Source organism: Streptomyces sp. NBC_00631 (assembly GCF_045206895.1).
GTDB lineage: Bacteria > Actinomycetota > Actinomycetes > Streptomycetales > Streptomycetaceae > Streptomyces.
The window spans coordinates 7,248,869-7,273,385 of the sequence record NZ_CP107734.1; the positions used below are offsets into that span (position 1 = coordinate 7,248,869).

25 protein-coding genes and 2 tRNA genes are annotated in these 24,517 nt (G+C 70.6%); 17 read left to right on the forward strand and 10 right to left on the reverse strand.

Annotated features, from left to right (window positions below; translation table 11 throughout):
• The first annotated feature begins 57 nt into the window (after positions 1-57).
• From OHB00_RS33445 to OHB00_RS33460, 4 genes are all read left to right on the forward strand, one after another.
• Positions 58-372 (forward strand): hypothetical protein, encoded by a 315-nt coding sequence (locus OHB00_RS33445; RefSeq protein ID WP_406440328.1) that lies wholly within the window; start codon positions 58-60, stop codon positions 370-372.
• Positions 373-546: 174 nt separating this feature from the next.
• Positions 547-915 (forward strand): WhiB family transcriptional regulator, encoded by a 369-nt coding sequence (locus OHB00_RS33450; RefSeq protein ID WP_010984500.1) that lies wholly within the window; start codon positions 547-549, stop codon positions 913-915.
• Complete coding sequence (locus tag OHB00_RS33455; RefSeq protein ID WP_406440330.1) at positions 912-1,238, forward strand: hypothetical protein; 327 nt, start codon at positions 912-914, stop codon at positions 1,236-1,238. Before OHB00_RS33450 ends, OHB00_RS33455 begins: the two co-directional genes overlap by 4 nt.
• 134 nt (positions 1,239-1,372) lie before the next feature.
• The gene (locus OHB00_RS33460; protein WP_406440332.1) at positions 1,373-1,594 is read left to right on the forward strand and encodes a hypothetical protein; all 222 of its coding nucleotides are present in this window, start codon (positions 1,373-1,375) and stop codon (positions 1,592-1,594) included.
• A 10-nt stretch (positions 1,595-1,604) separates the two neighbouring features.
• Here OHB00_RS33460 and OHB00_RS33465 read toward each other — a convergent pair whose 3' ends face one another.
• Both OHB00_RS33465 and OHB00_RS33470 read right to left on the reverse strand, forming a co-directional pair.
• Positions 1,605-3,005 (reverse strand): ABC1 kinase family protein, encoded by a 1,401-nt coding sequence (locus OHB00_RS33465; protein WP_406440334.1) that lies wholly within the window; start codon positions 3,003-3,005, stop codon positions 1,605-1,607.
• A complete protein-coding gene (locus OHB00_RS33470; RefSeq protein WP_406440336.1) occupies positions 2,998-4,203 on the reverse strand; it encodes a TOMM precursor leader peptide-binding protein in 1,206 nt (401 codons plus the stop codon). Before OHB00_RS33470 ends, OHB00_RS33465 begins: the two co-directional genes overlap by 8 nt.
• 226 nt (positions 4,204-4,429) lie before the next feature.
• On the opposite strand from OHB00_RS33470, the gene OHB00_RS33475 reads away from it, so the two are divergent.
• From OHB00_RS33475 to OHB00_RS33490, 4 genes are all read left to right on the forward strand, one after another.
• The gene (locus tag OHB00_RS33475; protein ID WP_406440338.1) at positions 4,430-5,026 is read left to right on the forward strand and encodes a M48 family metallopeptidase; all 597 of its coding nucleotides are present in this window, start codon (positions 4,430-4,432) and stop codon (positions 5,024-5,026) included.
• Positions 5,027-5,163: 137 nt separating this feature from the next.
• The gene (locus OHB00_RS33480; protein ID WP_406440340.1) at positions 5,164-6,771 is read left to right on the forward strand and encodes a TerD family protein; all 1,608 of its coding nucleotides are present in this window, start codon (positions 5,164-5,166) and stop codon (positions 6,769-6,771) included.
• Positions 6,772-6,782: 11 nt separating this feature from the next.
• The gene (locus OHB00_RS33485) at positions 6,783-7,463 is read left to right on the forward strand and encodes an AIM24 family protein (RefSeq protein WP_406440342.1); all 681 of its coding nucleotides are present in this window, start codon (positions 6,783-6,785) and stop codon (positions 7,461-7,463) included.
• A 17-nt stretch (positions 7,464-7,480) separates the two neighbouring features.
• Positions 7,481-8,236 carry an AIM24 family protein gene (locus OHB00_RS33490; protein WP_406440344.1) on the forward strand — a complete coding sequence of 252 codons (756 nt, stop codon included), beginning with the start codon at positions 7,481-7,483 and terminating at the stop codon, positions 8,234-8,236.
• Between the two features lie 83 nt (positions 8,237-8,319).
• On the opposite strand, the gene OHB00_RS33495 is transcribed toward OHB00_RS33490, so the two are convergent.
• Together OHB00_RS33495 and OHB00_RS33500 are read right to left on the reverse strand one after the other, a co-directional pair.
• Positions 8,320-8,841, reverse strand: a complete 522-nt coding sequence (locus OHB00_RS33495; protein WP_406440346.1) for an NUDIX hydrolase — start codon at positions 8,839-8,841, stop codon at positions 8,320-8,322.
• Positions 8,838-10,280, reverse strand: a complete 1,443-nt coding sequence (locus OHB00_RS33500; protein WP_406440348.1) for a zinc-dependent metalloprotease — start codon at positions 10,278-10,280, stop codon at positions 8,838-8,840. The genes OHB00_RS33495 and OHB00_RS33500 overlap by 4 nt, the downstream gene beginning before the upstream one ends.
• A gap of 192 nt (positions 10,281-10,472) precedes the next feature.
• On the opposite strand from OHB00_RS33500, the gene OHB00_RS33505 reads away from it, so the two are divergent.
• The 4 genes from OHB00_RS33505 to OHB00_RS33520 all read left to right on the forward strand — a co-directional run bounded on the left by OHB00_RS33505 (position 10,473) and on the right by OHB00_RS33520 (position 13,849).
• Entirely contained in the window at positions 10,473-11,585 is a 1,113-nt protein-coding gene (locus tag OHB00_RS33505) for an SDR family oxidoreductase (protein WP_406440350.1), read from the forward strand.
• A gap of 353 nt (positions 11,586-11,938) precedes the next feature.
• Positions 11,939-12,400 (forward strand): molybdenum cofactor biosynthesis protein MoaE, encoded by a 462-nt coding sequence (locus tag OHB00_RS33510; RefSeq protein WP_406446102.1) that lies wholly within the window; start codon positions 11,939-11,941, stop codon positions 12,398-12,400.
• A 104-nt stretch (positions 12,401-12,504) separates the two neighbouring features.
• Positions 12,505-12,681 (forward strand): hypothetical protein, encoded by a 177-nt coding sequence (locus OHB00_RS33515; protein WP_406446382.1) that lies wholly within the window; start codon positions 12,505-12,507, stop codon positions 12,679-12,681.
• Between the two features lie 70 nt (positions 12,682-12,751).
• Entirely contained in the window at positions 12,752-13,849 is a 1,098-nt protein-coding gene (locus OHB00_RS33520; protein ID WP_406440352.1) for a PDZ domain-containing protein, read from the forward strand.
• 103 nt (positions 13,850-13,952) lie between these two features.
• Here the strand turns inward: OHB00_RS33520 and OHB00_RS33525 are convergent, their stop codons facing one another.
• Positions 13,953-14,495: a PPA1309 family protein gene (locus OHB00_RS33525; protein WP_406440354.1), complete on the reverse strand. Its 543-nt coding sequence runs from the start codon at positions 14,493-14,495 to the stop codon at positions 13,953-13,955.
• A gap of 187 nt (positions 14,496-14,682) precedes the next feature.
• Between OHB00_RS33525 and OHB00_RS33530 the strand changes: the two genes are divergently transcribed.
• The 4 genes from OHB00_RS33530 (at position 14,683) to OHB00_RS33545 (ending at position 20,062) form a co-directional block, all read left to right on the forward strand.
• Complete coding sequence (locus OHB00_RS33530) at positions 14,683-17,658, forward strand: UPF0182 family protein (protein ID WP_406446104.1); 2,976 nt, start codon at positions 14,683-14,685, stop codon at positions 17,656-17,658.
• A gap of 97 nt (positions 17,659-17,755) precedes the next feature.
• A tRNA-Met gene (locus OHB00_RS33535) sits at positions 17,756-17,829 on the forward strand.
• A gap of 222 nt (positions 17,830-18,051) precedes the next feature.
• Entirely contained in the window at positions 18,052-19,905 is a 1,854-nt protein-coding gene (locus tag OHB00_RS33540) for a sel1 repeat family protein (RefSeq protein WP_406440356.1), read from the forward strand.
• A gap of 83 nt (positions 19,906-19,988) precedes the next feature.
• A tRNA-Met gene (locus OHB00_RS33545) sits at positions 19,989-20,062 on the forward strand.
• Positions 20,063-20,182: 120 nt separating this feature from the next.
• On the opposite strand, the gene OHB00_RS33550 is transcribed toward OHB00_RS33545, so the two are convergent.
• The 3 genes from OHB00_RS33550 to hisN form a co-directional block, all read right to left on the reverse strand.
• A complete protein-coding gene (locus OHB00_RS33550) occupies positions 20,183-20,602 on the reverse strand; it encodes a Fur family transcriptional regulator (RefSeq protein ID WP_406440358.1) in 420 nt (139 codons plus the stop codon).
• A 109-nt stretch (positions 20,603-20,711) separates the two neighbouring features.
• Positions 20,712-21,104 (reverse strand): cyclic nucleotide-binding/CBS domain-containing protein, encoded by a 393-nt coding sequence (locus OHB00_RS33555; protein WP_406440360.1) that lies wholly within the window; start codon positions 21,102-21,104, stop codon positions 20,712-20,714.
• A gap of 181 nt (positions 21,105-21,285) precedes the next feature.
• Entirely contained in the window at positions 21,286-22,086 is an 801-nt protein-coding gene (gene hisN, locus OHB00_RS33560; RefSeq protein ID WP_406440362.1) for a histidinol-phosphatase, read from the reverse strand.
• Positions 22,087-22,318: 232 nt separating this feature from the next.
• Here hisN and OHB00_RS33565 point away from each other — a divergent pair, with 232 nt between their 5' ends.
• Positions 22,319-22,927: a TetR/AcrR family transcriptional regulator gene (locus OHB00_RS33565; RefSeq protein ID WP_406440363.1), complete on the forward strand. Its 609-nt coding sequence runs from the start codon at positions 22,319-22,321 to the stop codon at positions 22,925-22,927.
• A gap of 173 nt (positions 22,928-23,100) precedes the next feature.
• Here OHB00_RS33565 and OHB00_RS33570 read toward each other — a convergent pair whose 3' ends face one another.
• Together OHB00_RS33570 and rsgA are read right to left on the reverse strand one after the other, a co-directional pair.
• Positions 23,101-23,424: a multidrug efflux SMR transporter gene (locus OHB00_RS33570; RefSeq protein WP_365712037.1), complete on the reverse strand. Its 324-nt coding sequence runs from the start codon at positions 23,422-23,424 to the stop codon at positions 23,101-23,103.
• A 76-nt stretch (positions 23,425-23,500) separates the two neighbouring features.
• On the reverse strand, positions 23,501-24,511 hold the full coding sequence (gene rsgA, locus OHB00_RS33575) for a ribosome small subunit-dependent GTPase A (RefSeq protein ID WP_406440366.1): 1,011 nt from the start codon (positions 24,509-24,511) through the stop codon (positions 23,501-23,503).
• Positions 24,512-24,517 lie beyond the last annotated feature (6 nt).

Below are 24,517 nucleotides of genomic sequence, written 5' to 3' on the forward strand. Positions count from 1 at the left end.
TATCCGAGTGGATCGGCTCAACGCCGGTCCCCTAGACGCCGAGAGGAGGCGAGTTCAGTGATCAGCATCGAGACCAACATCAGCGCGGCCAAAATGACCGATCTCTCGGCCGTCTCCGTGTGCATGCTCGGCGTCTCCAACCTGGGCACCGGTCTGTCCGGCATTCCTGCCGTGCGTCCGGCGTCCTCCGTTTCTCTCGCGGGTCTTCCCGTCCGTGAGCGCAATGAGCGACCGACCAAGGCACTGGAAGCAGTAGCGGCACAGGCGCAGGCCTATGCCTTTACGGCAGCCGGTGCCGCAAGCCGGAAGCAGACGCAGCACCACCTGATGTGGGCCTTCCGTGGGCCAGAACCCTGGAGTGATCCAGCCTGATCGATCAGGCCGGCGCCTTCAGGGCCGCGGAACCCCATCCGGGATCCGCGGCCCTTCTGTTTGTCCCCATCACAGGGACAGACGGGCGAAGGGGCCTCGGGGCAAGAGCAGAACCCGGTACCAGCAGCCAACCGGTCCAACCCGACCGGCACGACCAGACGAGGAACAACAGCCGTGCAACTCGAAGCGCACGCCCCGTCCGTACCGCCTTCCGAAACGATCCCCCCGCCCGGCCTCACGGAGGACTCCACCTTGATCCCGCTCACCGCGCTCACCGCGCTCGACGACGCCATCGAGAACCTCGGCGTACCCGTCCCCTGCCGCTCCTACGACCCGGAGGTCTTCTTCGCCGAGTCGCCGGCGGACGTCGAGTACGCCAAGTCCCTCTGCCGCACCTGCCCGCTGATCGAGGCCTGCCTCGCCGGGGCCAAGGAGCGGCGTGAGCCCTGGGGCGTCTGGGGTGGCGAGCTGTTCGTCCAGGGTGTCGTCGTCGCCCGGAAGCGGCCGCGTGGCCGCCCGCGCAAGAACCCGGTCACGGCATGAACATCCACGGAACGATCGACCGCCCCGTCACGCACGACCCCAAGAAGCAGGCCCCGATGAAGCCGTCCACCAGCGAGCCCGCAGGCTCCGCGATTCCAGACTTCACCACCGCCGGTACCGCCACCGGCACGCGTCAGAACAGGACCCGAGAGATGCAACTCATCCCAGAAGCCCTGGCTCGTGCGCATATGCACGAGCGACTGCACGAGGCCGAGCAGGAACGCCGGGCCGTGCGCCTGGCGACCGCTCGCCGGATGCAGCGCCGGGCCGAGCGCGCCTCGATGCGCGCCCGCCGTGCGCTCGCCATGGCCTTGATGCAGTAACCCAGTACACCTGAAGCGGTGGCCTCGCGACCCCGGGAGGCGAAAGCTCCCTGCGGGGGCCGGTCCGGCCGAACGGACCGGCCCCCGCGGTGCGTTGTGCCCTCGGATCCGCGCTGCGGAGTTATCGTCACCAGGTGACGAGTCTTTCCGGAGGCAGTGATCACGGCGGCTCCGCCACGGAGCCCCACCCGCTCGAGTGCGCCCGCTGCGGCACCCCGGCCGACGCGGCAGCCGGCCCCCCGCCCGCCACCTGGGCCTGCTCGGTGGAGAACGGCGTCCGCCAGTTCTTCTGCGACGCCTGCTCCAGGGACAACCTCAGAGCGATCGAGGGCAGGCTCGACTCGTCCTGGTGGTGAACACCGCCCCCTACTGTGCCTCCACGGGCTCCTCAGTCTGCTCGGCGGCCTGCTCGGCCTCTTGAAGCTCTTCGAGCTCTTCGGGCAGGAAACCGGGCAGCCATGCCTCCAGTTCCTCCCGCAGCCGGACCGTCGCGCCCAGCTGGCACAGCACGCCGATGGTGCTCAGGGTCACCCGGTGTATCAGGAGGTAGGCCGGCGGCAGGTTGAGCTGCTTGCCCAGCTGGTGGGCGGGGTTGCGGGGGTCGGCGATGCGGGCCGCCTGGCTGCGCATCCAGTTGCGGGTGAAGGTGAACTCGTCGACCTGGGCCGGTTCGATGATCGGCACCAGGTAGTCCAGAACGGCGTCCGGGTCCAGCTCTATGGATTCCTTGACGAACCCCTCCTCGCGCAGCAGCTCGTAGACCGCCTCGGCGTCACCGTCCAGCGTCAACCGCAGGGAGTCGCCGATCGGGCTGGGCAGGCCGCCGGGGAGCCGGTCGACGGTGCCGAAGTCCAGCACGCCGAGGCGCCACTCCTCCTCGTCCTCCGGTTCACCGGGCAGCAGGCGGAAATTGCCGGGGTGCGGGTCGGCGTGGAGCAGGCCGGTGCGGGCCGGGCCCGAGAACAGGAAGCGGGCCAGGAGCTGACCGGCCCGGTCGCGCTGCTCCTGTGTACCCCCCGAGATGATCTCGGAGAGCGGTATCCCGTCGATCCACTCCGTGACCAGGACCTGGTCGCACTGGTGCACCACCGCCGGCACCACCACATCGGGGTCGCCCACGAACTCCGCCGCGTGCGCCGCCTGGGCCTGCGCCTCCAGGGAGTAGTCCAGTTCCTCGGAGACCCGGTCGCGCAGCTCCGCGATCAGCGGCTTGATGTCCATGCCGGGGATCAGTGGCCCCAACAGGCGGGCGAAGCGGCTCAGTTGTCCCAGGTCGGACAGCAGGGCCTCGCCGGCTCCCGGGTACTGCACCTTGACCGCCACCGCCCGGCCGTCCTGCCACACCGCGCGGTGCACCTGGCCGATCGAGGCCGCCGCCGAGGGCTTGTCCTCGAACTCCAGAAACAGCTCCCGCCAGTCCTCTCCGAGCCGCTCGGCGAGCACCGAGTGCACGGTGCGGGTCGGCATCGGCGGCGCGGCGTCCTGGAGCTTGGTGAGAGCCGCCCGGTAGGGGCCGGCGACCTCCTCCGGGAGGGCCGACTCGAAGACGGACAGGGCCTGCCCGAACTTCATCGCCCCTCCCTTCAACTCGCCCAGAACCTTGAACAGTTGCTCCGCGGTGCGCTGTTGCAGCTCCCGGCCGACGATCTCCGCGGACTCGCCCACGATGCGCTTGCCCAGACCCCAGGTCGCCCGGCCGGCGAAGCCGAGCGGGAGCGCGGCGAGCTTGGCGGTCCGGGTGACCGCCTTCCGGGGAAGATCAGACATGCGCCCTCCAAGTCCCAGTCGGCCGTGCCGCGTCCGCGTGTTCTCGTCGCTCCGCCGACGGCCTTTGCACCACCATTGTCGCGTGTGGATCCCCGTTGGTTGAGGAGTGTTCCCCCTTAGCTTTCTCCGCCGCTCCGCACGGGCATGCGGGGTGCGGCCAAACCGGCCGCGCGTGCCAGTGCAGAACCGGCACGGACGCCTCCCAGCGCACCCCCGTGCCGGCGGGCGACTCCCCGTCGAGAAAGGCCAGGGCGTGCGCGGCGGCCAGCCCGGCCACGGCCGCCGACAGCGTCAGATCGCAGGCGCCCACCCGGCGGGCCTGCCCGGACCGCCACTGGGCGATCAGCCGCGGCCAGGCCGGATCCCGGTCCGTGCGGTGCTCGTGCAGACAGCGGGCGCAGCCCGTCCCACCGGGCAGGACGAGGGGGCCGACCACACCGGTCCCCTCCACGACACCTGTGTAGAGATGAGGAGTCCCCGAGGCCATCAGCGGTTCTGCGGCACGTGCGTCCGGGGCGTGCACCAGCACGTCGTCGCGTGGGGCGATGACCACCAGCGCGAGGCCGGGTTCCTGCGCCGAAGGGGCCGGGCGGCGGGGCGGGCGGTCCGGCGCCGCCCGGCGGACCACTCTGCGCGCGGCCTCGTCCCGGCGCTCGCCGATCGCCTCCGCGGGCAGCCCGCCCGGCGCCACGTCCCACGGCTGGACACGGCCCACGTCCCGGACGTCGACCTCGCCGACGCCCGCGCCCGACAGCAGCGCGGCCAGCGTGACACCGACCCGGCCCGCGCCCTGTACCTGCACCCGCAGCGCCTGCCGGGCCGCCAGCCGGCCGATCGCGCCGCCCGGCTCCGGAGTGATCAGGGAGAGCGAGGCGAGATCGGGGCGCAGCCGCTCCAGCACCTCCTTCTTCTCGCGCAGCGACTGCGCCGCCGGCCCGCCGCCGTGTGCGTCGTCGACGAGCCCGGCCCGGGACAGCCGCTCGACCAGAGCGTCGACATGCCCGTCCGGCAGGTCCATGCGGCGCCCCTCCTCGCGCAGCAGCGCGAGCCCCCGGGCGCCGTCGAGCAGGTCAAGGAAGCTCCCGGTCGCCGTGTCCATCGGCCCCAGGGTCATCGCGTGCGCGGGAGTCATCCCGAACTGCACGGTGTTGAGATCGCGCCAGCCGCGCCGCAGCGCGGGCTTCACCAACGGATGCATGACAGGCCCCCGTAGCTGTCGAAAGGTCACAGAACGTCCCCGTGTGCCGGTGGAGCCGGTCGCGCTCCGCCGACGAGTGCCAGCATGCCCGGCCCGCCGGGCGGCCGCCGAAAGTTGTCCACAGGCAGGGGATATTCGTCGTACAAATCAAACGCATGGTGGGGGATCGACATCGAACCGTCCCGGACCCGGGACTTCCCCCATGTGCAGCGGGTAACGTCGGGGCGTGCCCGCCGACCCCCTGCACCGCGCCGGAAAGCCACAGCGCAGCACGACGAGTCAGCCGCCCAGCGGCTTGGGGGCGAGCGCGATCGAGGTTCGCAGAAGCGCCCGGCGCCGCCGGACCGTTTCCGCGTACCGCGAGGGCGATCGCACCGTCGTGCTGATCCCCGCCCGGATGTCCGAGGCGGAGGAGAAACGCTGGGTGACCGTCATGCTCAACAAACTCGCTGCCCAGGAGAGCAAGCGAGTGCTGGGCGACGCCGAACTGGCCGAGCGCGCCGAGCGGCTGTCGGCCCAGTACTTCGGCGGCCGGGCCCGTCCCGCCTCGGTGCGGTGGGTCACCAACCAGAACACCCGCTGGGGCTCGTGCACCCCGTCCGAGGGCAGCATCCGCCTCTCGCACCGGCTCCAGGGCATGCCCGAGTACGTCGTCGACTACGTGCTCTGCCACGAACTGGCGCATCTGCTGGTACCGGGGCACGGCCCCCGGTTCTGGCGGCTGCTGGAGGCGTATCCGCGCACCGAGCGGGCCCGCGGTTACCTCGAAGGTGTGGTCGCGGCCGACCGGCTGCCCCACGTGCCCGGTGCGCGCGACGAGTGACGTACCCCGGGAGCGCTCCCTTCGGGGTCGCTGAACGCGGTTGTGTACCGGGTCTGTACCGACTTCTTCCGATGTCCGAGTTAGCCGTTAGCCTGGCGCGACGCACTCACATTCGGGATGGGGGACGGTCGTAACGCATGGCCAGGGAATTCCAACGCGGCCACAAGGCCAGGATCAGTGACCTCACGGCGGGCACGGATCTGTACGTAGGCGTGCAGATCTCCGGCCCCGGACTGACCTTCGACATCAGCTGCTTCGGCCTCGACACCGACGAACGGCTGTCGGACGACCGGTACTTCGTCTTCTTCAACCAGCCGAAGTCGCCCGAGGAGTCCATCCAGCTGCTGGGTGCGCAGGCGGGCGACACGGAGTCCTTCCGGGTCACGCTGGACCGGGTCCCGCCGCAGATCCAGAAGCTGGCGTTCACGGCGACCATCGACGGCGCCGGACAGATGTCGCAGGTCGGGCCCGGATACGTCCGGATCGTCGCAGGCGGCGAGGAGGTGGCCCGGTACTCCTTCACCGGCTCGGAGTTCTCCACCGAGCGCGCGGTGATGCTCGGCGACTTCTACCTGAAGGACGTGTGGCGCTTCGCCGCCGTCGGCCAGGGCTTCGACGGCGGTCTGGACGCGCTGCTGAAGAACTTCGGCGGCGAGGTGCTGGAGGAGGCGGCGCCCGCCGCGCCGGAGCCGCAGCAGTCGCAGACCGGGTCCGCGCCCGGCTTCGCGCCGCCCGCGTTCGCCGCCCCGCCCGCGCCGGCCCCGGCACCTCAGGGCTTCACCCCGCCCCCGGCCCCGTCTCCCGCGTCGGCCCCGAACGTGCACCATGCGCCCACCGTCATCGCCCCGCTCGCTCCCGGCACCGTGCCGCCCCCGGCCCCGGCGCCCGCGCCCTACGGTCAGCCGCCCGCCCCGCCCGGCTACGGCCAGCCCCCGGCGCCCCCGCAGACTCCGGGCCCGCCGCCCGGATACCCCCAGGCGCCCCAGCCCCCGACCCCGCCCCCGGGCTACGGCCAGCAGCCCCCGTTCGGGCAGGTCCCCGGCCAGCAGGCCTACGCGGTTCCGCAGGGCGCTCCCCAGGGCGGTGCCGGTGTCGGTGCCGCACTGCAGAAGTTCAAGGAGACGCCCACCGGGCAGCGCTGGACTCCGCAGAACAGCAAGCTCATCCGCGTCGACCTCGGGATGGGCGGTCAGCCGGTGCTGGCCCGGCAGGGCAGCATGGTGCTCTACCAGGGCAAGGTCGACTTCAGCTACAAGGGCGCCGGATTCGCCGGCCGGATCGTGGGCAACGCCACCGGCCAGGAGATGCAGCTGATGCGCTGCACCGGCCAGGGCCAGGTGTTCTTCGCCGAGAACTCCGCCCATCTGCACCCGATCGAGCTCCAGGGCGACGCGATCTGCGTCTCCGCCGAGAGCGTCCTCGCCTTCGACGAGGGCCTCCAGTACGAGGTCCGCAGGATCGAGGGGCACGGCATTCCCGGCGGCGCACTGTTCACGATGCAGTTCCAGGGCACCGGCACGATCGTGGTCAAGACGCACGGCACGCCCGTCGTGCTGCCCGTGACCCCGACGACGTTCGCCGACTGCAACGCCGTGGTCGCCTGGTCGGCGGCCTCCCAGGTGATCGTCTCCAGCCAGGTGCGGATGCGCCGCAACGCCTATCCGGGTGACACCGGCGAGAGCGTCAACCTGCAGTTCCGGGGCGCGCCCGGCAACTTCATCGTCGTCCAGCCGTACGAGGTCTGAGGGAGCCCGTCATGAACCAGCCGCTCGCGGGCTACGCCCCCGCACCCGTCACCGCCCGCATGGACAACCACGGCAACAACATGCTGAAGGTCGCCATGCAGACCGGGAACGACCTCCTCGCGCGCGTGGGCTCGATGGTCGCCTACGAAGGCTTCATCCAGTACGAGCCCAACCCGCCGGCCGTCCGCCAGATCGCCCGTGACTGGATGACCGGCGAGGGCGCGCCCCTGATGAAGTGCTCCGGCGACGGCCTGCTCTACCTCGCCGACTACGGCGCCGACGTCGTCGTCATCAACCTCAACGGCGACGGCATCTCCGTCAACGCCACCAACCTCCTCGCCTTCGACGCGCATCTGACGTGGGGCGTGGAGCGGGTCAAGGGGCTCGCGAAGTTCGCCGGTCAGGGCCTGTGGAACACCAAGATCTCCGGACAGGGCTGGGTCGCGCTGACCTCCCGGGGCAAGCCGATCGTCGTCGACTGCGGAGGCGGCGAGGACGAGACGTACGTCGACCCGGACGCGCTGGTCGCCTGGTCCCCGAACCTCAAGGTGAAGGGCAAGCGCAGCTTCAAGGCGCAGTCGCTGATCGGCCGGGGCAGCGGCGAGGCCTACCAGATGGCCTTCTCCGGACAGGGCATCGTCGTCGTCCAGCCCAGCGAGGACAGCACCGACCGCCTCCGGTTCCGGGGCTGAGGGGGAGTCAGGAAACCATGCAGAGCCCGCTTTTCGCCTTCAACGACTCCCAGGCCCCGGACCGCTACAGCCTGCAGAACAAGCAGATGCTGCGGGTCGTCCTGGAGGGCCACGACGACATCCTCGCCCGCAAGGGCACCATGGTCGCCTACCAGGGGCTCGTCGAGTTCGACGCCGAGTACCAGGGCCGCAACCAGGCACGCGCGCGTGCGTACACCGGCGAGGGCCTGGACCTGATGCGCTGCCACGGTCAGGGCACGGTCTACTTCGCCAACCTCGCCCAGCACATCCACGTCCTGGACGTCGAGCAGGACGGCCTGACCGTGGACAGCGGCTACGTCCTCGCCATGGACTCCTCACTGCACTACGAGGTCGTCGCCGTCGACAGCCTCTACGGCATCTCCGGCTCCGGGAAGTACCAGCTCAACATCACCGGACGCGGCAAGGTCGCCCTGATGACCTCGGGCGCGCCGCTGCTGATGCAGGTCACGCCCGACCGGTACGTCAACTGCGACGCCGACGCGATCGTCGCCTGGTCCACCGGGCTGCGCGTCCAGATGCAGGCCCAGACGCATTCCTCGGGGGTGTGGCGGCGCCGGGGCAGCACCGGGGAGGGCTGGGAGCTGAGTTTCATGGGAAGTGGCTTCGCGTTGGTCCAGCCGAGTGAACTGCTGCCCCCGCAGCACGCCCAGATCGGCCACGGCGTCGCCGCCCAGTTCGGCATGGGCCAGCAGGGTGCGCGCGGGATGAACCAGGGCAACGTCTGGAGCTGAGGTCCACGAAGACCCGCAAAGTAAGGGGCGCCCGCCTTAGCGGGCGCCCCTTACACATGGGTCGATGTCTCTGACATCCCGGGTCAGAGCCGCGCGCGGGACCCTTCCAGCAGCCGTACGACCGAGTCGTCGGCGACCTCCGGTACCTCGTCGTAGGCGAACCAGCGCAGGTCGAGGGACTCGTCGCTGATGGCATGGGAGGCGTCCCGCGGGGCGAGGGCCGCGTACTGGACGTCGAAGTGCCAGTGGCAAGGAGCCGGGATCGGATGCCGGTCCAGGCGGACCGGGCCGCCCGGCAGCAGCGTCAGCCCGGGGATGCCGGACTCCTCGGTCGCCTCCCGCAGCGCTGCCGCCGCCAGCGTGTCGTCGCCCGGCTCGCAGTGGCCGCCCATCTGCAGCCACATCCGCAGCTTCCGGTGCAGGGTCAGCAGGACCCGGCCGTGCTCGGGGTCGACGACCAGCGCGCTCGCCGTGACATGCCCGGCGTGACAGGCCTTCCACATACCGTCGGGGTGCGCCGCGAGGTGGTCCAGGTACGCCTGGCGCAGCTCGTCCTGGTCCTCGTGCCCCTTGAGGACGAGGACCGCGTCGTCGTACAGGCTCACTCGGTGTCGTCACCCTTTGTCCGGTCGTCTCCTTCCTGGGCGTCCTTCTTGCGCAGGTCGGGCTTCTCGGCCGCCTCGCCGAGCATCTTGTCCAGCTCGGAGAAGTCCAGCTGCTCGCGGTGGACGAAGCCGTCCGGGTCGTCCAGGTCGGACGCCGTCGGCAGCATGTCCGGGTGCGCCCACAGCGCGTCCCGGCCGTCGACACCGCGCGCGTCCGTGAGCGAGGCCCACAGCCGGGAGGCGTCGCGCAGGCGGCGCGGGCGCAGCTCCAGGCCGATCAGCGTGGCGAACGTCTGCTCCGCGGGGCCGCCTGTGGCCCGGCGGCGGCGCAGCGTCTCGCGCAGCGCGTCGGCGGACGACAGGCGCGGCTTCGCGGCCGCGTGGACCACCGCGTCCACCCAGCCCTCCACCAGCGCCAGAGCCGTCTCCAGACGGGCCAGGGCGGCCTTCTGCTCGGGCGTGTCCTCGGGCTGGAACATGCCCTGCTGGAGCGCGTCCTGAAGCTGCTCGGGGTTCTGCGGGTCGAACTGGCCGACCACGTCCTCCAGCTTGGCCGTGTCGACCTTGATGCCGCGCGCGTACCCGTCGACCGCGCCGAACAGGTGCGAGCGCAGCCACGGCACGTGCGAGAAGAGCCGCTGGTGGGCCGCCTCGCGCAGCGCCAGATACAGCCGCACCTCCTCCTTCGGCACACCGAGGTCCTTGCCGAACGCCTCGATGTTCACCGGGAGCAGCGCGGCCTTGCCGGCCGGGCTCAGCGGCAGACCGATGTCGGTCGAACCGACGACCTCGCCCGCGAGCACCCCGACGGCCTGCCCGATCTGGGTGCCGAACATGGCGCCGCCCATCGAGCGCATCATGCCGATCAGCGGGCCCGCCATGGCCTGCATCTCCTCCGGCAGGACGTCGCCCATCGCGGCGCCGACCCGCTCGGCGACCGGGTCGACCAGCTCCTGCCAGGCGGGCAGCGTCGCCTCGACCCACTCCGCGCGCGACCACGCCACGGCCGAACCGGAACCGGACGGCAGCGACGTCGCGTCGTCCAGCCACAGGTCGGCCAGGCGGACGGCCTCCTGGACCGCGGTGCGGTCGGCGGGACCGACGCTCGCGTCCTTGACGCCGTCCGAGGTGCCCTGGGAGACCGTCTGGCGGGCGATCTGCTTGGCCATGTCCCAGTTCACCGGGCCGCCCTCGTACGAGAGCATCTGGCCCAGCTGCTGAAAGGCCGCACCCAGGTCGGTGGGGTTCAGCGAACCGAACATGGCAGCGAACGGATTGTCTGCGCCGGGGCCGCCGAAGCCGCCGGCTCCGGGCGTGCCGAAACCGAACGGATTGGCCGGTCCCTGCCCACCACCGCTCTGCTGGTCCTTCTCCTTGCCCTCGTCGCCGTCTTCCGGCTCCTCCGGCGGAAGGCCGAAACCGAATGGGGTGTCACTCACGGGAATCCTCGGCTGGTAAGGCCACCGGTTTGCTCCGGCGGCGCGGCTGCCCGACAACACCACCCAGCGTAGACACCCCGACCCGATCGGGCCTCGGTGCTTCGCCGACAGTCGGCCTGCGGCAGGATGGATGCCACCTGGTACGTACGCGTCACTCACGCTCGTACTGAAGACAACCGCTGGAGACGCCCGGTGAGTTCCCCAGATCCGCAGGTTCGCGCAGCGCGAAACCACTCAACCCCTCCCGCGGTGCGCGGGCCCGTCGTCGCCGTGACCGGCGCCGCGACCGGGGTCGGCGCGCTGCTCACCGAGCGGCTGGCCGCGTCCGAGGAGATCAAGCAGGTCATCGCCATCGACGAGCGGCGCGGGGAGTGCGCGGACGCCCTCTGGCACATCCTCGACGTACGGGATCCGGCCATCGCCGACAAGCTGCGCGGGGCCGACGTGGTCGTGCACCTCGCGCTCGACCTGGATCTGGAGACGGATCCGGCGGCGCGCACCGCCTACAACGTGCGCGGGACGCAGACCGTGCTGACCGCGGCGGCCGCGGCCGGCGTGCATCGCGTGGTGCTGTGCACCTCCGCGATGGTCTACGGCGCGCTGCCGGACAACGAGCTGCCGTTGTCCGAGGACGCGGAGCTGCGGGCCACCGCCGAGGCCACCGGCGTGGGCGACCTGCTGGAGATCGAGCGGCTCGCGCGCCGGGCGCCCCGCGCGCACCCCGGGCTCAATGTCACCGTGGTGCGCCCCGCGGTGCTGGTCGGAGGCACCGACACCGCGCTGACCAGGTACTTCGAGTCGCCGCGGCTGCTTGTCGTCGCCGGGTCGCGGCCCGCGTGGCAGTTCTGCCATGTCGAGGATCTGTGCAGTGCGCTGGAGTACGCCGTCCTGGAGAAGGTCGACGGGGAACTCGCCGTCGGGTGTGACGGCTGGCTGGAGCAGGAGGAGGTCGAGGAGCTCAGCGGGGTACGGCGGATGGAGCTGCCGTCGGCGGTGGCGCTGGGGGCCGCGGCTCGGCTGCACCGGATCGGTCTGACGCCGTCGCCGGCCGGGGATCTGGCGTACACGATGTATCCGTGGGTGGTGAGCGGGAGCCGGCTGCATGACGCCGGGTGGCGGCCGGGGTGGACGAACGAGGAGGTGCTGGCCGAGTTGCTGGAGGAGGTGACCGGGCGGCACACGGTGGTGGGGCGGCGGCTCGGGCGTAAGGACGCGACGGCCGCGGGGGCCGCGGGGGCGACGGTGGCGTTGCTGGGGGCGGCGGCTGTGGTGCGGCGTGCGCGGAAGGCTCGGCGGCGGATCTGAGGGCGGGTTCTTCGCCCCCGCCGCCCCTACCCGTCCCGTCCTCCAGGGGGTGGGCCCCCTTCGACCGCCCGTTCCGGGGGCTGCCGCCCCCGGACCCCCGCATCGGCCTGAACGGCCTCGTCCTCAAACGCCGGACGGGCTGGAGGTGGGGGTGCGGACTGGCCTTCGTCCTCGGAGTCCGGACGGGCTGGAGGGTGGGGGTGGGCCGGTTTTTGTCCTGGGAGGCCGGACGGGCTGGGGGGTGGGGGTGCGGGCTGGTCGTTCTCCTTTGTGGGAGTCTCCAAAGCCGCACGCGTGGGTGCGTGGTGCTGGTCGTATTTCGTGTGGTGGTGGGGGTGCGGCACGATGGGGGTATGGCTGCTGTGAGTGATCATCCTGGGGAGCTGGGCGCCGGCGATCCCGTGAAGCTGATCGGGATTCGGGAGAGCGCGCTCTCCGTGGACGAGGTCTTCGCGGCCGTGGGGGACGACGCGGCCGGTGGGATCGCGCTGTTCGTGGGCACGGTGCGGAATCACGACGGGGGCGCCGACGTGGACGCGCTCGGGTATTCGTGTCATCCCAGTGCGGAGAGCGAGATGCGGCGGATCGCCGAGAAGGTCGCCGCCGAGTACCCGGTGCGGGCGCTGGCCGCCGTGCATCGGGTGGGGGACCTGCGGGTGGGTGATCTCGCCGTGGTCGTCGGCGTGTCGTGTCCGCATCGGGGCGACGCCTTTGAAGCCTGTCGGAAGCTGATCGACGACCTCAAGCACGAGGTGCCCATCTGGAAGCACCAGAAGTTCTCGGATGGGACGGAGGAATGGGTCGGGGCCTGCTGAATGACCCCTGTCCGGCCTCCGCTTGCGTAACCGTACCCCTCGCGTGAGCGTTGTCAGTGCGGGTGATTAATCTGCTGATCAGTCAGTCGCGGACGGTCACGGGGTTGGAGGTCGGCATGGCGGCGCTCGTCTGGTTGCTGATTCCGCTTGTGGCGGCGGTCGGTGCCGGTCTGTGGGGCAGCTGGGCCAACCGGACCAGGAGAGCGCGCAGCGACGGACCGGAACTCGACGGGTACGCGCGCTTCCGCGAGGCCATGGAGAAGTCCCGCTCCGGCAGCTGAGGCGGGCCGGGGCGCGTGTGACGGGTGGCCCTGACGGTGTGCTGACAGACCCGTCCCGTACTGTCGTCGCATGCCACGCCGCACCGCGACGATGCTCGCCTCCACCCTGATGCTGATCGCGCTCCTGTGCGCCGGAGTGCTCATCAACGTGCCGTACTCGGAGATGTCTCCCGGCCCGACCGTGAACACGCTCGGGGACCACGACGGCGAGCCGGTGCTGCAGATCTCCGGGCACAAGACCTACGCGACCTCCGGGCATCTGAACATGACCACGGTGAGGGTCACCAGTGCCGACTACAAGATGAATCTCGTCGAGGCCGTCTACGGGTGGCTCTCCCACGACGGCAAGGTCGTCCCGCACGACACGCTCTACCCGGACGGCAAGACGGAGCAGCAGTCCACCCAGGAGAACGCCGAGGAGTTCAGCCAGTCCCAGGAGAGCGCGAAGGTCGCCGCGCTGAAGGAGCTGGGCGTCCCGGTGAAGTCCTGGGTGATCGTCTCCACGGTCCTGAAGGGCTCGCCGTCCGAGGGCAAGCTGCACGCCGGTGACGTGATCAAGGCCGTCGACGGTACGGCGGTCAAAGAGCCGGCCGACGTCGCCACGCTGGTGACCAAGCACAAGCCCGGCCAGGACGTCGTCTTCACCGTCGTGCCGGTCAAGGAGCAGGCCGCCGCCGAGAAGGCGAACAAGACGGCCACCAAGACCGAGAAGGTCACCGTCACCACGACCACCTCCGACGACAGCGGCGCGAAGCGCGCGATCGTCGGGATCTCCGCCGGGACCGATCACACGTTCCCGTTCTCCATCGACATCAAGCTCGCCGATGTCGGCGGGCCGAGCGCGGGGCTGATGTTCTCGCTCGGGATCTACGACAAGCTCACCCCGGGCAGCCTCACCGGCGGCAAGTTCGTCGCCGGTACCGGCACGATCGACGACGACGGCACGGTCGGGCCGATCGGCGGCATCTCGATGAAGACCATCGGCGCCCGCAGCAAGGGCGCCCAGTACTTCCTGACCCCGGCAGACAACTGCGCCGAGGCCGCCAAGGACACTCCGAGCGGGCTCACCCTGGTCAAGGTCAAGACCATCGACGACGCCCTCGGCGCCCTCAAGGACATCCGCAGCGGAGACACCGGCGCCCTGCCGAAGTGCACCACGAAGGACTGAGAAGGCTGTGTACGCGGCCGGGGGCGCCCTTCCTGACGAAAGGGGCGCCCCCGATGTCCGCCGGTGCCCGTCCGGTGGCGTCCGGCGCGGTCCGGCGGTGGGCTCAGTCCTCGAACGTCGCCTTCAGCGCGTCCGCCAGGCCCGGCACCAGGTCGGGGCCGGTGAGGACCTCCGTCGGCGTGTCCTTCTCGCGCAGACGCACGGCCGAGTCGCGGCTGCCGTCGCGCAGCACGGCGACCGTCATCCTGACCTCCTGACGTTCGGGGTGGCTCGCCACCCACTTGGTCAGGCTGGCCCCGCTCAGCCCCTCGGGGACCTGGGACTCGGCGGACGGCGGCAGCATCAGCCGCTCCACCGTGAGCGCGCAGCCGACCACCGCGTCCGGCCAGGCGATGGTGCCCAGGAACTCGTCCAACGCCTTGTCCGTTGGCACTTCGTCCTGCTCGATGGGAGTGAGACCGGTGGTCGCGGACTCGTCCTCCAGACCGAGCTGGGCGGCGAGAGCCGGTTCCTGGGCGCGCAGCCGTGCGGTGTCGACGAGGGCGAAGAGGCGAGCGGGCTGGTCCCAGCCGAGGCCGGAGGCGTACTCGTCGATTTCGAGCACGGCCCGGGTGAGCGGGTTCGCTGCCATGGGAGTGTTGGACATGGTCACAATCCTGCCTCGTTCATGGCCGGAATCGGGAACCGAGTAAGCCGTGAGTAAGTTGCATAGGTGTGGCCCCGCGATCACAGGGGGACACGTCGGGCCCGCGAACAAGACGGCCTGACGCAACAACACGGATTCAACAGCGGATCAAACAGCGAACTTCGAGGTGCGCACCTTGGCTTTCCAGATGCCGGACCGCGGCGGAGGCCCGACGGGGCCACGGATCAGAGCGACGGGACGCCCGTCCCGGCGGGCTCGGACCCTGCTCCTGACACTGGGCGTCCTTGCCGTGCTCGGCATGGCGTTCACCATGTTCGCGGGCTTCTGGACGGACTGGCTCTGGTACCGGTCGGTGCACTACTCCTCGGTGTTCACCACCACCCTGTGGACCAAGATCGGGCTGTTCTCCGTCTTCGGCCTGCTGATGGCCGCCGCGGTGGGGTTCAACATCTGGCTGGCGCACCGGCTGCGGCCCCCGCTGAGTGCCATGTCCATGGAGCAGCAGAGCCTCGACCGCTACCGGATGGGCATCGCGCCGTACAAGAAGTGGCTGCTGCTCGCGGTCACCGCGCTGGTCGGGCTGATCGCCGGCGCGTCCGCGGCCGGTCAGTGGCGCACCTGGCTGATGTGGGTCAACGGCGTGCCCTTCCACCAGCAGGACCCGCAGTTCCACCTCGACGTCTCCTTCTACGCCTTCGACCTGCCCTGGTACCGCTTCCTGCTGGGCTTCGGCTTCGCCACCGCGATCCTCTCCCTGATCGCCGCCGCGCTCACCCACTACCTGTACGGCGGGCTGCGCGTCACCAGCCCCGGCGCGCGTGCCACCGGTGCCGCGACCGGCCACCTCTCGGTGCTGCTCGGCATCTTCGTCGCCCTCAAGGCGGTCGCCTACTGGCTCGACCGCTACGGACTGGCCGTCAAGTCCAGCGACTTCAAGGCCACCGACAACTGGACCGGCCTCAGGTACGTCGACGCGAACGCGTATCTGCCGGCCAAGACGATCCTGTTCTGCATCGCGGTCATCTGCGCGCTGCTGTTCTTCGCCACCCTGTGGCGGCGCACCTGGCAGCTGCCCGTCATCGGCTTCGGCCTGATGGTCCTGTCCGCGATCCTCATCGGCGGCCTGTACCCGGCGATCGTCCAGAAGTTCCAGGTCCAGCCCAACGAGCAGGCCAAGGAAGCCCCGTACGTCCAGAAGAACCTCAAGGCGACCCGCGAGGCGTACGGCATCGACGACACCCAGGTCACCGAGTACACGGGCAAGAGCACCACGACGGACAAGACCAAGCTCCGGGACGACGTCGACTCCACGGCGAGCATCCGGATCATGGACCCGAACATCGTGTCGCCCACGTTCCAGCAGCTCCAGCAGATGCGGAACTACTACGCGTTCCCGACCAATCTGGACGTGGACCGCTACACCAAGGACGGCAAGGCCCAGGACACCGTCATCGGCCTCCGCGAGCTGAACCTGGCCGGCATCCCGAAGAACAACTGGATCAACGACCACTTCCGCTACACCCACGGCTACGGGGTGGTCGCCGCCAAGGGCACCGAGGCCGACGACCAGGGCCAGCCGGTCTTCACCGAGTCCGACCTGCCGTCCACGGGCAGCCTGGGCACGTACCAGCAGCGCGTCTACTACGGCGAGAAGACGACCACGTACTCGATCGTCGGCGGTCCCCAGAAGGAGATCGACTACTCCGACGACAGCGGGGAGAAGACCACCAGCTACGCGGGCAAGAGCGGGGTCAGCCTCTCCAGCCCGATCAACCGGGCCGCGTACGCGGTGGCGTTCAACGAGCCGCAGATCCTGTACTCCGGTGCGATCGGCAAGGGCTCGCGGATCCTGTACAACCGCACGCCCAAGGAGCGCGTCGAGGCGGTCGCCCCCTGGCTGACCATCGACGGCGACGCCTATCCGGCGGTGGTGAAGGGCCGTATCCAGTGGATCGTCGACGCCTACACGACGTCGAACGGCTATCCCTACGCCTCCCGTACCACCCTCGGTGACACGACGGCGGACTCGCTGACCGCGACCAACAACTCCCGTGCGGTGGTGGCCCAGCAGAACCAGGTCAACTACATCCGCAACTCGGTGAAGGCGACCGTCGACGCGTACACCGGCGAGGTCAAGCTCTACCAGTGGGACACCCAGGACCCGGTGCTGAAGACCTGGATGAAGGCCTTCCCGGGCACGGTGCAGCCCAAGAGCGCCATCTCCCAGGACCTGATGGACCATCTCCGGTACCCGCAGGACCTGTTCAAGGTGCAGCGCGAGCTGCTCACCCGCTACCACGTGACGGACGCCCAGACGTTCCTGACCGGCAGCGAGGTGTGGCAGGTGCCCGACGACCCGACCAACAACTCGGGCGACGCGGTACCGCCGTACTACCTGAGCATGAAGATGCCCGACCAGAGCGCGCAGGCGTTCTCGCTGTCGACGACGTTCACGCCCAACGGCCGGGACAACCTCAGTGCGTTCATGTCGGTGGACTCCGAGGCCGGTTCCAAGGACTACGGCAAGATCAGAATCCTGAAACTGCCGACCAGTACCACCGTCGACGGACCCAAACAGGTCCAGAGCCAGTTCAACTCCGAACAGGACATCGCGGCCGCCATCAAACTCCTCAAGGGCGGCGACTCCGACGTCGAGTACGGCAATCTGCTGACCGTGCCCCTGGACGGGGGCCTGCTGTACGCGGAGCCGGTCTATGTACGCGGCGCCGGCGTCAAGTACCCCTTGCTGCGCAAGGTGTTGGTGACCTACGAGGGCAAGACGGCCTTCGAGGACACCCTCGACGAGGCGCTCGACAAGGTCTTCGGCTCGGCCGGCACGGACACCGGGTCCTCGGACACCGGCACGACCACACCGCCGACGTCGGCCAACCCGACCGTCCAACAGGCGCTGAGCGACGCCCAGAAGGCCTTCGAGGCGGGCCAGGAGGCCCTGAAGAAGGGCGACTGGACGGCGTACGGCAAGGCGCAGAGCGAGCTCCAGGAGGCGCTGAAGCGGGCCGCGGACGCGGAGTCCAAGTCGGCCAAGACCAGCGGCGGCGGCACGACGCCTAGCGGCAGCCCGAGTCCCAAAGCCAGCAGCAGCCCGAGTCCCGCGACCAGTACCAGCCCCAGTCCGAGCGGAAGTTCCAGTCCGAGTGGATGATCCCGAGCGGATGATCCCGGGCGGGCGATCCCGCCCGGGGTGATCCCGAATTGGTGATCAAGCCGCCCCGCGCCGTGGTACGGTTTCACTGCAACGGCGCGGGGTGGAGCAGCTCGGTAGCTCGCTGGGCTCATAACCCAGAGGTCGCAGGTTCAAATCCTGTCCCCGCTACTGAAGTCGAAGGCCCGGATCCTCTTGGGATCCGGGCCTTCGTGCGTCCCGGTGTCCGGACGGGCGGCGAACGCATGTACCGGTGGACGGGTCGCCGTGCCGCCGCGGGGAGTTGGCTGAGATGTGTTTGACTTGTCGTTCTGTGGGCATGTCGACAAAACGCTGAAGTGACCTCACGGTCTGCGGTATACGTGGTGTACCCAGGTTGCAGGTGGTGCGACGATGAACGTTATGGGGGACAAGGCAACTCTGTTCGAGACAGGGCGATTTGTGCAGCCTTCGGGCGAGGAGCCGACCCGCGACGAGGCCGCCGAGGCCGCTGAGGAGGCACGTCACCGGCTCCAGGCCGAGGCCGGTGACGTGGAGTCGATGAGCGTGCTCGGCGCCATGCTGCTGCGCCGTGGCGACCTCGACGGAGCCGAACCCCGGCTGCGCGCGGCCACCGCCGCCGGTGACCGGGCCGCCGCCAACAACCTCGGTGTCCTGCTGCACCAGCGCGGCTACCCCGAGGAGGCCGCCGGCTGGTGGCGGATCGCCGCCGTCGCCGGATCCGCGGCCGCCGCCCACGCGCTGGGCCGCCACCACCGCGAACGTGGCGACGAGCCCGCCGCCGAGTACTGGCTGCGCCAGTCCGCCGAGCAGGGACACGCGCTCGGCGCCTACGCGCTGGCCGACCTGCTGGAACACCGGGGCGACACGGAGGCCGGACAGTGGATGCGGGCGGCCGCCGAGCGGGGGCACCGGGAGGCGGCGTACCGGCTGGCGCGCGCGCTCGACCGCAGGGCCGCCGTGGCCGAGGGCGAGGCCGGGCCTGACAACGGTGTCGGCACGGAGAACCCGGTGGAGGACGCGACCGGGGCACCGGACACCGACGAGGCCGAGCAGTGGTACCGGCAGGCCGCCGCCCGCGGGCACCGGCGGGCCGCGCTGCACCTCGGCGCGATCCTGGAGCGCCGCGGTGCGCTCAAGGAGGCCGGGCGCTGGTACCTGACCTCCGCCAAGGACGGCGAGGCCAGGGCCGCCTGCGCGCTCGGCTTCCTGCTGCGCGACGCCGGGGACACCGAGAGTGCCGCCGTCTGGTGGCTGCGAGCCGCCCAGGACGGCGACGGCAACGCGGCGAACGCGCTCGGCGCGCTGCACGCCGAGCGTGGCGAGACGCAGACCGCCGAGCGCTGGTACCGGGCGGCGATGGACGCCGGCGACGACAACGGGGCGTACAACCTCGGGCTGCTCTGCGCCGAGCAGGGGCGCACCGCGCAGGCCGAGCAGTGGTACCGGCGAGCCGCGTACGCAGGGCACCGCGAGGCCGCGAACGCGCTCGCCATCCTGCTGCTCCAGGGCGGCGACACGAGCGGCGCCGAGCCGTGGTTCTCCAAGGCGGCGGAGGCGGGCAGTGTGGACGCCGCGTTCAACCTGGGGATCCTGTACGCCGGGCGGGGCGAGGACCGGGTCGCGCTGCGCTGCTACGAGCAGGCGGCCGCCGCCGGGCACACGGAGGCGGCCCTGCAGGTCGGCATCGCCCGGCTGCGTGAGGGCGACGAGGCGGCCGCCGAGCGCCACCTGCGGTGTGCGGCGGGCGGAGGCAGCGCCGAGGCCGCCTACCGGCTCGCCGCGGTCCTCGACGCGCGCCGGCCGCCGGTGCCCGAGCACGAGCTCGGCGAGTCCTCCCTGAACGTGAAGACCGAGTGCGAGGAGTGGTACGAGCGGGCCGCCACGCAGGGGCACCGGCGGGCCCAGGTGCGGGTCGGGATGCTGGCCGCGGCGCGCGGGGACGTGGTGGAGGCGGCGCGCTGGTACCGGGCGGCGGCCGAAGCCGGGTCGCGGAACGGCGCGTTCAACCTCGGGCTGCTGCTGGCCCGGGAGGGCAGTGAGCCGGAGGCGGCCGTGTGGTGGGAGCGGGCCGCCGACGCGGGGCACGGGCGGGCGGCGTTGCGACTCGCCCTCGTCTACGCGCGTCGGGGCGAGCTGGCCGAGGGGCAGCGATGGGCCGACCGGGCGGTGGCGCTGGGCCCGGCGGAGGTGACCGAGCGGGCGGGACGGCTCCGGGACGCACTGCGCGAGGAGCTGTCGGCCTAGGCCGAGGTTCTCGCAGGTCAGGATGGCTGAGCGGTATTGATTTGCCTCCGTCCGTGTCTCTCACGTAGTGTTGCATTCATCGACGCGGGGTGGAGCAGCTCGGTAGCTCGCTGGGCTCATAACCCAGAGGTCGCAGGTTCAAATCCTGTCCCCGCTACTGAAGGTCGAGGGCCGGAATCCGGAAACGGATTCCGGCCCTCGGTGTTTGCCGGACCAGGACACGACGAAGGCCCCGGCGCTCATCGCGAGTGCCGGGGCCTTCGGGAACGTTCGTTCGTCAGGCGGCTGCCGCGCAGTCCGGGCACAGCCCGCGGTACGTCACCTCGACGTCGGAGACCGTGAAGCCGAAGCGCTCCGAGGCGGGGAGGTCGGCCAGCGGGTTGCCGGTCGGGTGGACGTCGCGGATCGAGCCGCAGTGCGCGCAGACCAGGTGGTGGTGCGGCTGGTGCGCGTTCGGGTCGTACCGCTTGGCGCGCTGGTCCGTCGAGACCTCGATGACCTCACCGAGCGAGACCAGCTCGCCCAGCGTGTTGTAGACGGTCGCCCGCGAGATCTCGGGCAGCTTGACGACAGCCCTGGCGTGGACCTCGTCGGCCGTCAGATGGACGTGTTCGCCGTCGAGCACCTCGGCTACGACGCGTCGCTGCGCGGTCATCCGCCATCCGCGTCCACGCAGCCGTTCCAGAAGGTCACTCATGGCATTCAGCCTAACAGCAGGGCCCCCTTTTTCCGAACAGGTGTGACTTTGGAGCTCTACTTGACTTGGACTACGTCCAAGATGGGACGGGTTGGCTGGAACGGGGGCGCTAGACGGGTTCCGGTGCGCGGGCCGGGGCCCAGCAGCGGATGACGTCGCGGACCGACACGATGCCGGCCGGCTCGCCGCCGTCCAGGACGATCAGATGACGGAAGCCGCCGTGGGCCATCGCCCGGGCCGCCTCCTCCAGCGTCCAGGTCGGGGTGGCGAACACGACGTCGTTGGTGGTGTGGGCGTGGATGGGCTCCGTGTCCGGGTTCTGGCCGAGGCCCACGGAGTTGAGGATGTCGCGTTCGGTGAGGATTCCGATGCCGCCGGCGTCCGGGTCGTGGACGATCGCCGCGCCCACGCGGCGCGCGGACATCAGGACGGCTGCCTGGCGGAGGGTATGGGCGGGGCCGACGGTGAGGACCACCGTGCTCATGGCGTCGCGGACGAGCATGAAAGGTGCCACCTCCTAGGGAATCGCCGGATAGTTCAGCGATTCACAAATGCACAAGTGGGGGTGCTCTCAGGGTGGCAGGCAAAGCGGGGGTCAACAAGGGGGTGCGTGCGGCCAATTGAGGGCGCACGCGCTCATATGTGCCGAGCTCTGTGAGCCCGTTGTGCCTCAGAAGACCGTTTCAGTAACCCTGGGTGAGGTACGACAGCAGCTCGTCGTGGAGCAGGCTGTTGGACGCGGCCGCGTCGCCGCTGTGCGGGCCGGGACGGCCGTCGAGGCCGGTGAAGGTGCCGCCGGCCTCCGTCACCACGATGGCGTTGGCCGCCATGTCCCACAGGGACAGCTCCGGTTCGGCGCAGATGTCCACGGAGCCCTCGGCGACCATCATGTACGGCCAGAAGTCGCCGTACGCGCGCGTGCGCCACACGTCGCGGGTGAGGTCCAGGAAACCGTTCAGCCGGCCCCGCTCCTCCCAGCCGCCCAGCGAGGAGTACGCGAAGGACGCGTCGGACAGTTTCGAGACTTTGGAGACGTGCAGGCGCGTCGCCGAGGACAGGCTGCGGCCGGTGAAGGCGCCGTGGCCCTTCGCGGCCCACCAGCGGCGGCCCAGCGCGGGCGCGGACACCACGCCGACGACCGGCTGGTAGCCGCCCTCGGCCGCCTCCATCAGGGAGATCAGGGTCGCCCAGACCGGGACACCGCGGACGTAGTTCTTGGTGCCGTCGATGGGGTCGATCACCCAGCGGCGCGGGCCGGTGCCCTCGATGCCGTACTCCTCGCCGAGGATCGCGTCCCGTGGGCGGGCGCGCTGCAGCTGGCCGCGGATCAGTTCCTCGGCGGCCTTGTCCGCCTCGCTCACCGGGGTCATGTCCGGCTTGGTCTCGACCTTGAGGTCGAGGGCCTTGAAGCGGTCCATGGTCGCGGCGTCGGCCGCGTCCGCGAGCACGTGGGCGAGACGCAGGTCATCAAGGTAGTCCGGCATGTGACGAACGGTATCTGCCGGGGTGGGCGCGGGGCTACAAGGGAGGGCGTGGTGATGCCGGTAAGTGATCGGACCGGCACCTCGGTGCGTCTGCGGTACGCCGGTGGCCCGCCCGTGGCACGCCCGCGCGTGTTGGCCGAAGGGCGCCCCCCGGTGCCTTCGCGAACCCTTGACAGTGGATTCGTGCGCGTCAAATCTGGGCGCAGAGTCGCTCGCCCACAGGGAGGCGATGATGCCTGCAGCCCGGGAGTCCCTACTGGACGCCGCCTACGCGGCGCTTGCGCGCCGGCCGTGGGCTGCCGTGCGGATGGTCGATGTGGCGGCGGCGGCCGGAGTGTCCCGGCAGACGCTGTACAACGAGTTCGGCAGCAAGGAAGGCCTGGCGAGAGCGTTGGTACGCAGGGAGGCCGACGGGTATCTCGCGGGGGTCGAGCGGGCGTTGGGGAGCCATACCGAGGTACGGGAGCGGCTTACGGCGACGGCCGAGTGGATGGCGGTGGCGGCTCGGGACAACGTGCTGGTACGGGCGATGCTCACGGGGTGCTGGAGCGAGCGTTTGCCGTCGCCGACGCTGTCCGCGGTGTCGTCTTCCTCGGCGGTGCCGGCGCAGCGGAGGGCGGACGGGCCGTTGCCTTCTCCCGGGGACTTCGTGCAGATCGTGCGGGACCGGGCGGTGACGGTGCTTTCCCGGGCCGGGGCCGGGGCCGTGAAGGGGAACGGTGAGCTGGCCCGGTCGTGCGAGCTGGTGGTGCGGCTGGCGTTGTCGTGTGTCGCGGCGCCGCCGGGGGAGGGCGGGGTGGCGGAGCTGGTGCGCGGGGCGCTCTGTCGGCAGCCGGTGTGAGGAGGGGAGGGGTGGTGCCGGTTTGTGCGTCGGCTGCGGGCGGGTGGGGGTTGATCGCGCAGTTCCCCGCGCCCCTTCAGGTCGGTTGTTTTCGCGTGGGCTGTGATGTGCTGGTCGGGTCCGTGCGGCGGAGCCGGATATCAGGTATGGCCCCGCGCGCCTTTGGGCGCTTTTCAGTGTGCCGAGCCCGAGAGCTGGAGGCCGATCACTCCTGCGATCACCAGGCTGATGGAGACGATCTTCAGGGCCGAGACCAGGTCGCCGAGGAAGATCATGCCGTAGATGGCGGTGCCTGCCGCGCCGATGCCGGTCCAGACCGCGTATGCCGGGCCCACGTCCAGTTTCTTCAGGGAGAGGGTCAGGAGGCCGAAGCTGCCCAGGGCGAAGGAGGCGAAGGCTATCGTCGGCCATAGTCGGGTGAAGCCGTGGGACAGCTTGAGACACACGGCGAAGCCGGTCTCCAGGATCCCGGCCACGATCACCAGCAGCCACGCCATGTGCTGTCCTCCCGTATGTCCAGCTCGGTGCGATTATGCACTTACCGAACTCCGGTCATGACAAACACCCCGGTGGTCAGTCGCCCTCCGTGCGCTCCCGTGTCGCCAGCAGCCGGCGCAGCGAGTAGAGGCGGGCCGGGTCCGCGTGACCTTCGGCGACCCACTCGTCCAGCGCGCAGTCCGGCTCGTTGTGACTGCAGGCGCGCGGGCAGTTCACGGTGCCGGGCCCCAGGTCGGGGAACGCGAGGATCACGCGGGACGGGTCGATGTGGGCCAGGCCGAAGGAGCGGACGCCCGGGGTGTCGATGACCCAGCCCTCGTCGTCGGAGAGGGGCAGGGCCAGGGCGGAGGTCGTGGTGTGGCGGCCGCGGCCGGTCACCGCGTTGACGTGACCGGTCGTACGGCGGCGGTCCTCGGGGACCAGCGCGTTCACCAGCGTGGTCTTGCCGACGCCCGAGTGGCCGACGAACGCCGTGATCTTGCCGTCGAGGTGGTCCCGGACCCGGCGGGCCGCTTCCCCCGCCGCCAGTTCCTCGCGGCTCGTGACCACGTACGGGATCTCCAGGTCGCCGTACAGCTCCAGGAGCTTGTCCGGCGGGGCCAGGTCCGACTTGGTCATGACCAGCAGGGGAGTGAGCCCGCCGTCGTAGGCCGCGACCAGGCAGCGGTCGATCAGACGGGGTCGGGGCTCCGGGTCGGCCAGGGCGGTGACGATCGCCAGCTGGTCCGCGTTGGCCACGACCACCCGCTCGAACGGGTCGTCGTCATCGGCGGTGCGGCGGAGCACGGAGGAGCGTTCCTCGATGCGGACGATCCGGGCGAGGGTGTCCTTCTGGCCGGACAGGTCGCCGACCAGGGCCACCCGGTCGCCGACCACCGCCGCCTTGCGGCCCAGTTCGCGGGCCTTCATCGCGAGGATCGTACGGTCGTCGACCAGGCAGGTCAGCCGGCCGCGGTCCACGGTGAGGACCATCCCCTCGGCCGCGTCCTCGTGTTTCGGGCGGATGTTGGTGCGCGGCCGGTTGCCCTTGCGGTTCGGGCGGGCGCGGATGTCGTCCTCGTCGGTGTGCTTGCCGTAGCGGCGCATGGTCGT

What these genes read in the sequence shown, in the direction of transcription:
- OHB00_RS33565 (WP_406440363.1), top strand. Translation starts at nt 22,319, where the DNA reads ATGCCTGCAGCCCGGGAGTCCCTACTGGACGCCGCCTACGCGGCGCTT.
- hisN (WP_406440362.1), bottom strand. Translation starts at nt 22,086, where the DNA reads ATGCCGGACTACCTTGATGACCTGCGTCTCGCCCACGTGCTCGCGGAC.
- OHB00_RS33485 (WP_406440342.1), top strand. Translation starts at nt 6,783, where the DNA reads ATGAACCAGCCGCTCGCGGGCTACGCCCCCGCACCCGTCACCGCCCGC.
- OHB00_RS33525 (WP_406440354.1), bottom strand. Translation starts at nt 14,495, where the DNA reads ATGTCCAACACTCCCATGGCAGCGAACCCGCTCACCCGGGCCGTGCTC.
- OHB00_RS33555 (WP_406440360.1), bottom strand. Translation starts at nt 21,104, where the DNA reads ATGCTCGTCCGCGACGCCATGAGCACGGTGGTCCTCACCGTCGGCCCC.
- OHB00_RS33520 (WP_406440352.1), top strand. Translation starts at nt 12,752, where the DNA reads ATGCCACGCCGCACCGCGACGATGCTCGCCTCCACCCTGATGCTGATC.
- OHB00_RS33465 (WP_406440334.1), bottom strand. Translation starts at nt 3,005, where the DNA reads ATGTCTGATCTTCCCCGGAAGGCGGTCACCCGGACCGCCAAGCTCGCC.
- OHB00_RS33540 (WP_406440356.1), top strand. Translation starts at nt 18,052, where the DNA reads ATGAACGTTATGGGGGACAAGGCAACTCTGTTCGAGACAGGGCGATTT.
- OHB00_RS33570 (WP_365712037.1), bottom strand. Translation starts at nt 23,424, where the DNA reads ATGGCGTGGCTGCTGGTGATCGTGGCCGGGATCCTGGAGACCGGCTTC.
- rsgA (WP_406440366.1), bottom strand. Translation starts at nt 24,511, where the DNA reads ATGCGCCGCTACGGCAAGCACACCGACGAGGACGACATCCGCGCCCGC.
- OHB00_RS33470 (WP_406440336.1), bottom strand. Translation starts at nt 4,203, where the DNA reads ATGCATCCGTTGGTGAAGCCCGCGCTGCGGCGCGGCTGGCGCGATCTC.
- OHB00_RS33480 (WP_406440340.1), top strand. Translation starts at nt 5,164, where the DNA reads ATGGCCAGGGAATTCCAACGCGGCCACAAGGCCAGGATCAGTGACCTC.
- OHB00_RS33530 (WP_406446104.1), top strand. Translation starts at nt 14,683, where the DNA reads ATGCCGGACCGCGGCGGAGGCCCGACGGGGCCACGGATCAGAGCGACG.
- OHB00_RS33455 (WP_406440330.1), top strand. Translation starts at nt 912, where the DNA reads ATGAACATCCACGGAACGATCGACCGCCCCGTCACGCACGACCCCAAG.
- OHB00_RS33490 (WP_406440344.1), top strand. Translation starts at nt 7,481, where the DNA reads ATGCAGAGCCCGCTTTTCGCCTTCAACGACTCCCAGGCCCCGGACCGC.
- OHB00_RS33550 (WP_406440358.1), bottom strand. Translation starts at nt 20,602, where the DNA reads ATGAGTGACCTTCTGGAACGGCTGCGTGGACGCGGATGGCGGATGACC.
- OHB00_RS33510 (WP_406446102.1), top strand. Translation starts at nt 11,939, where the DNA reads ATGGCTGCTGTGAGTGATCATCCTGGGGAGCTGGGCGCCGGCGATCCC.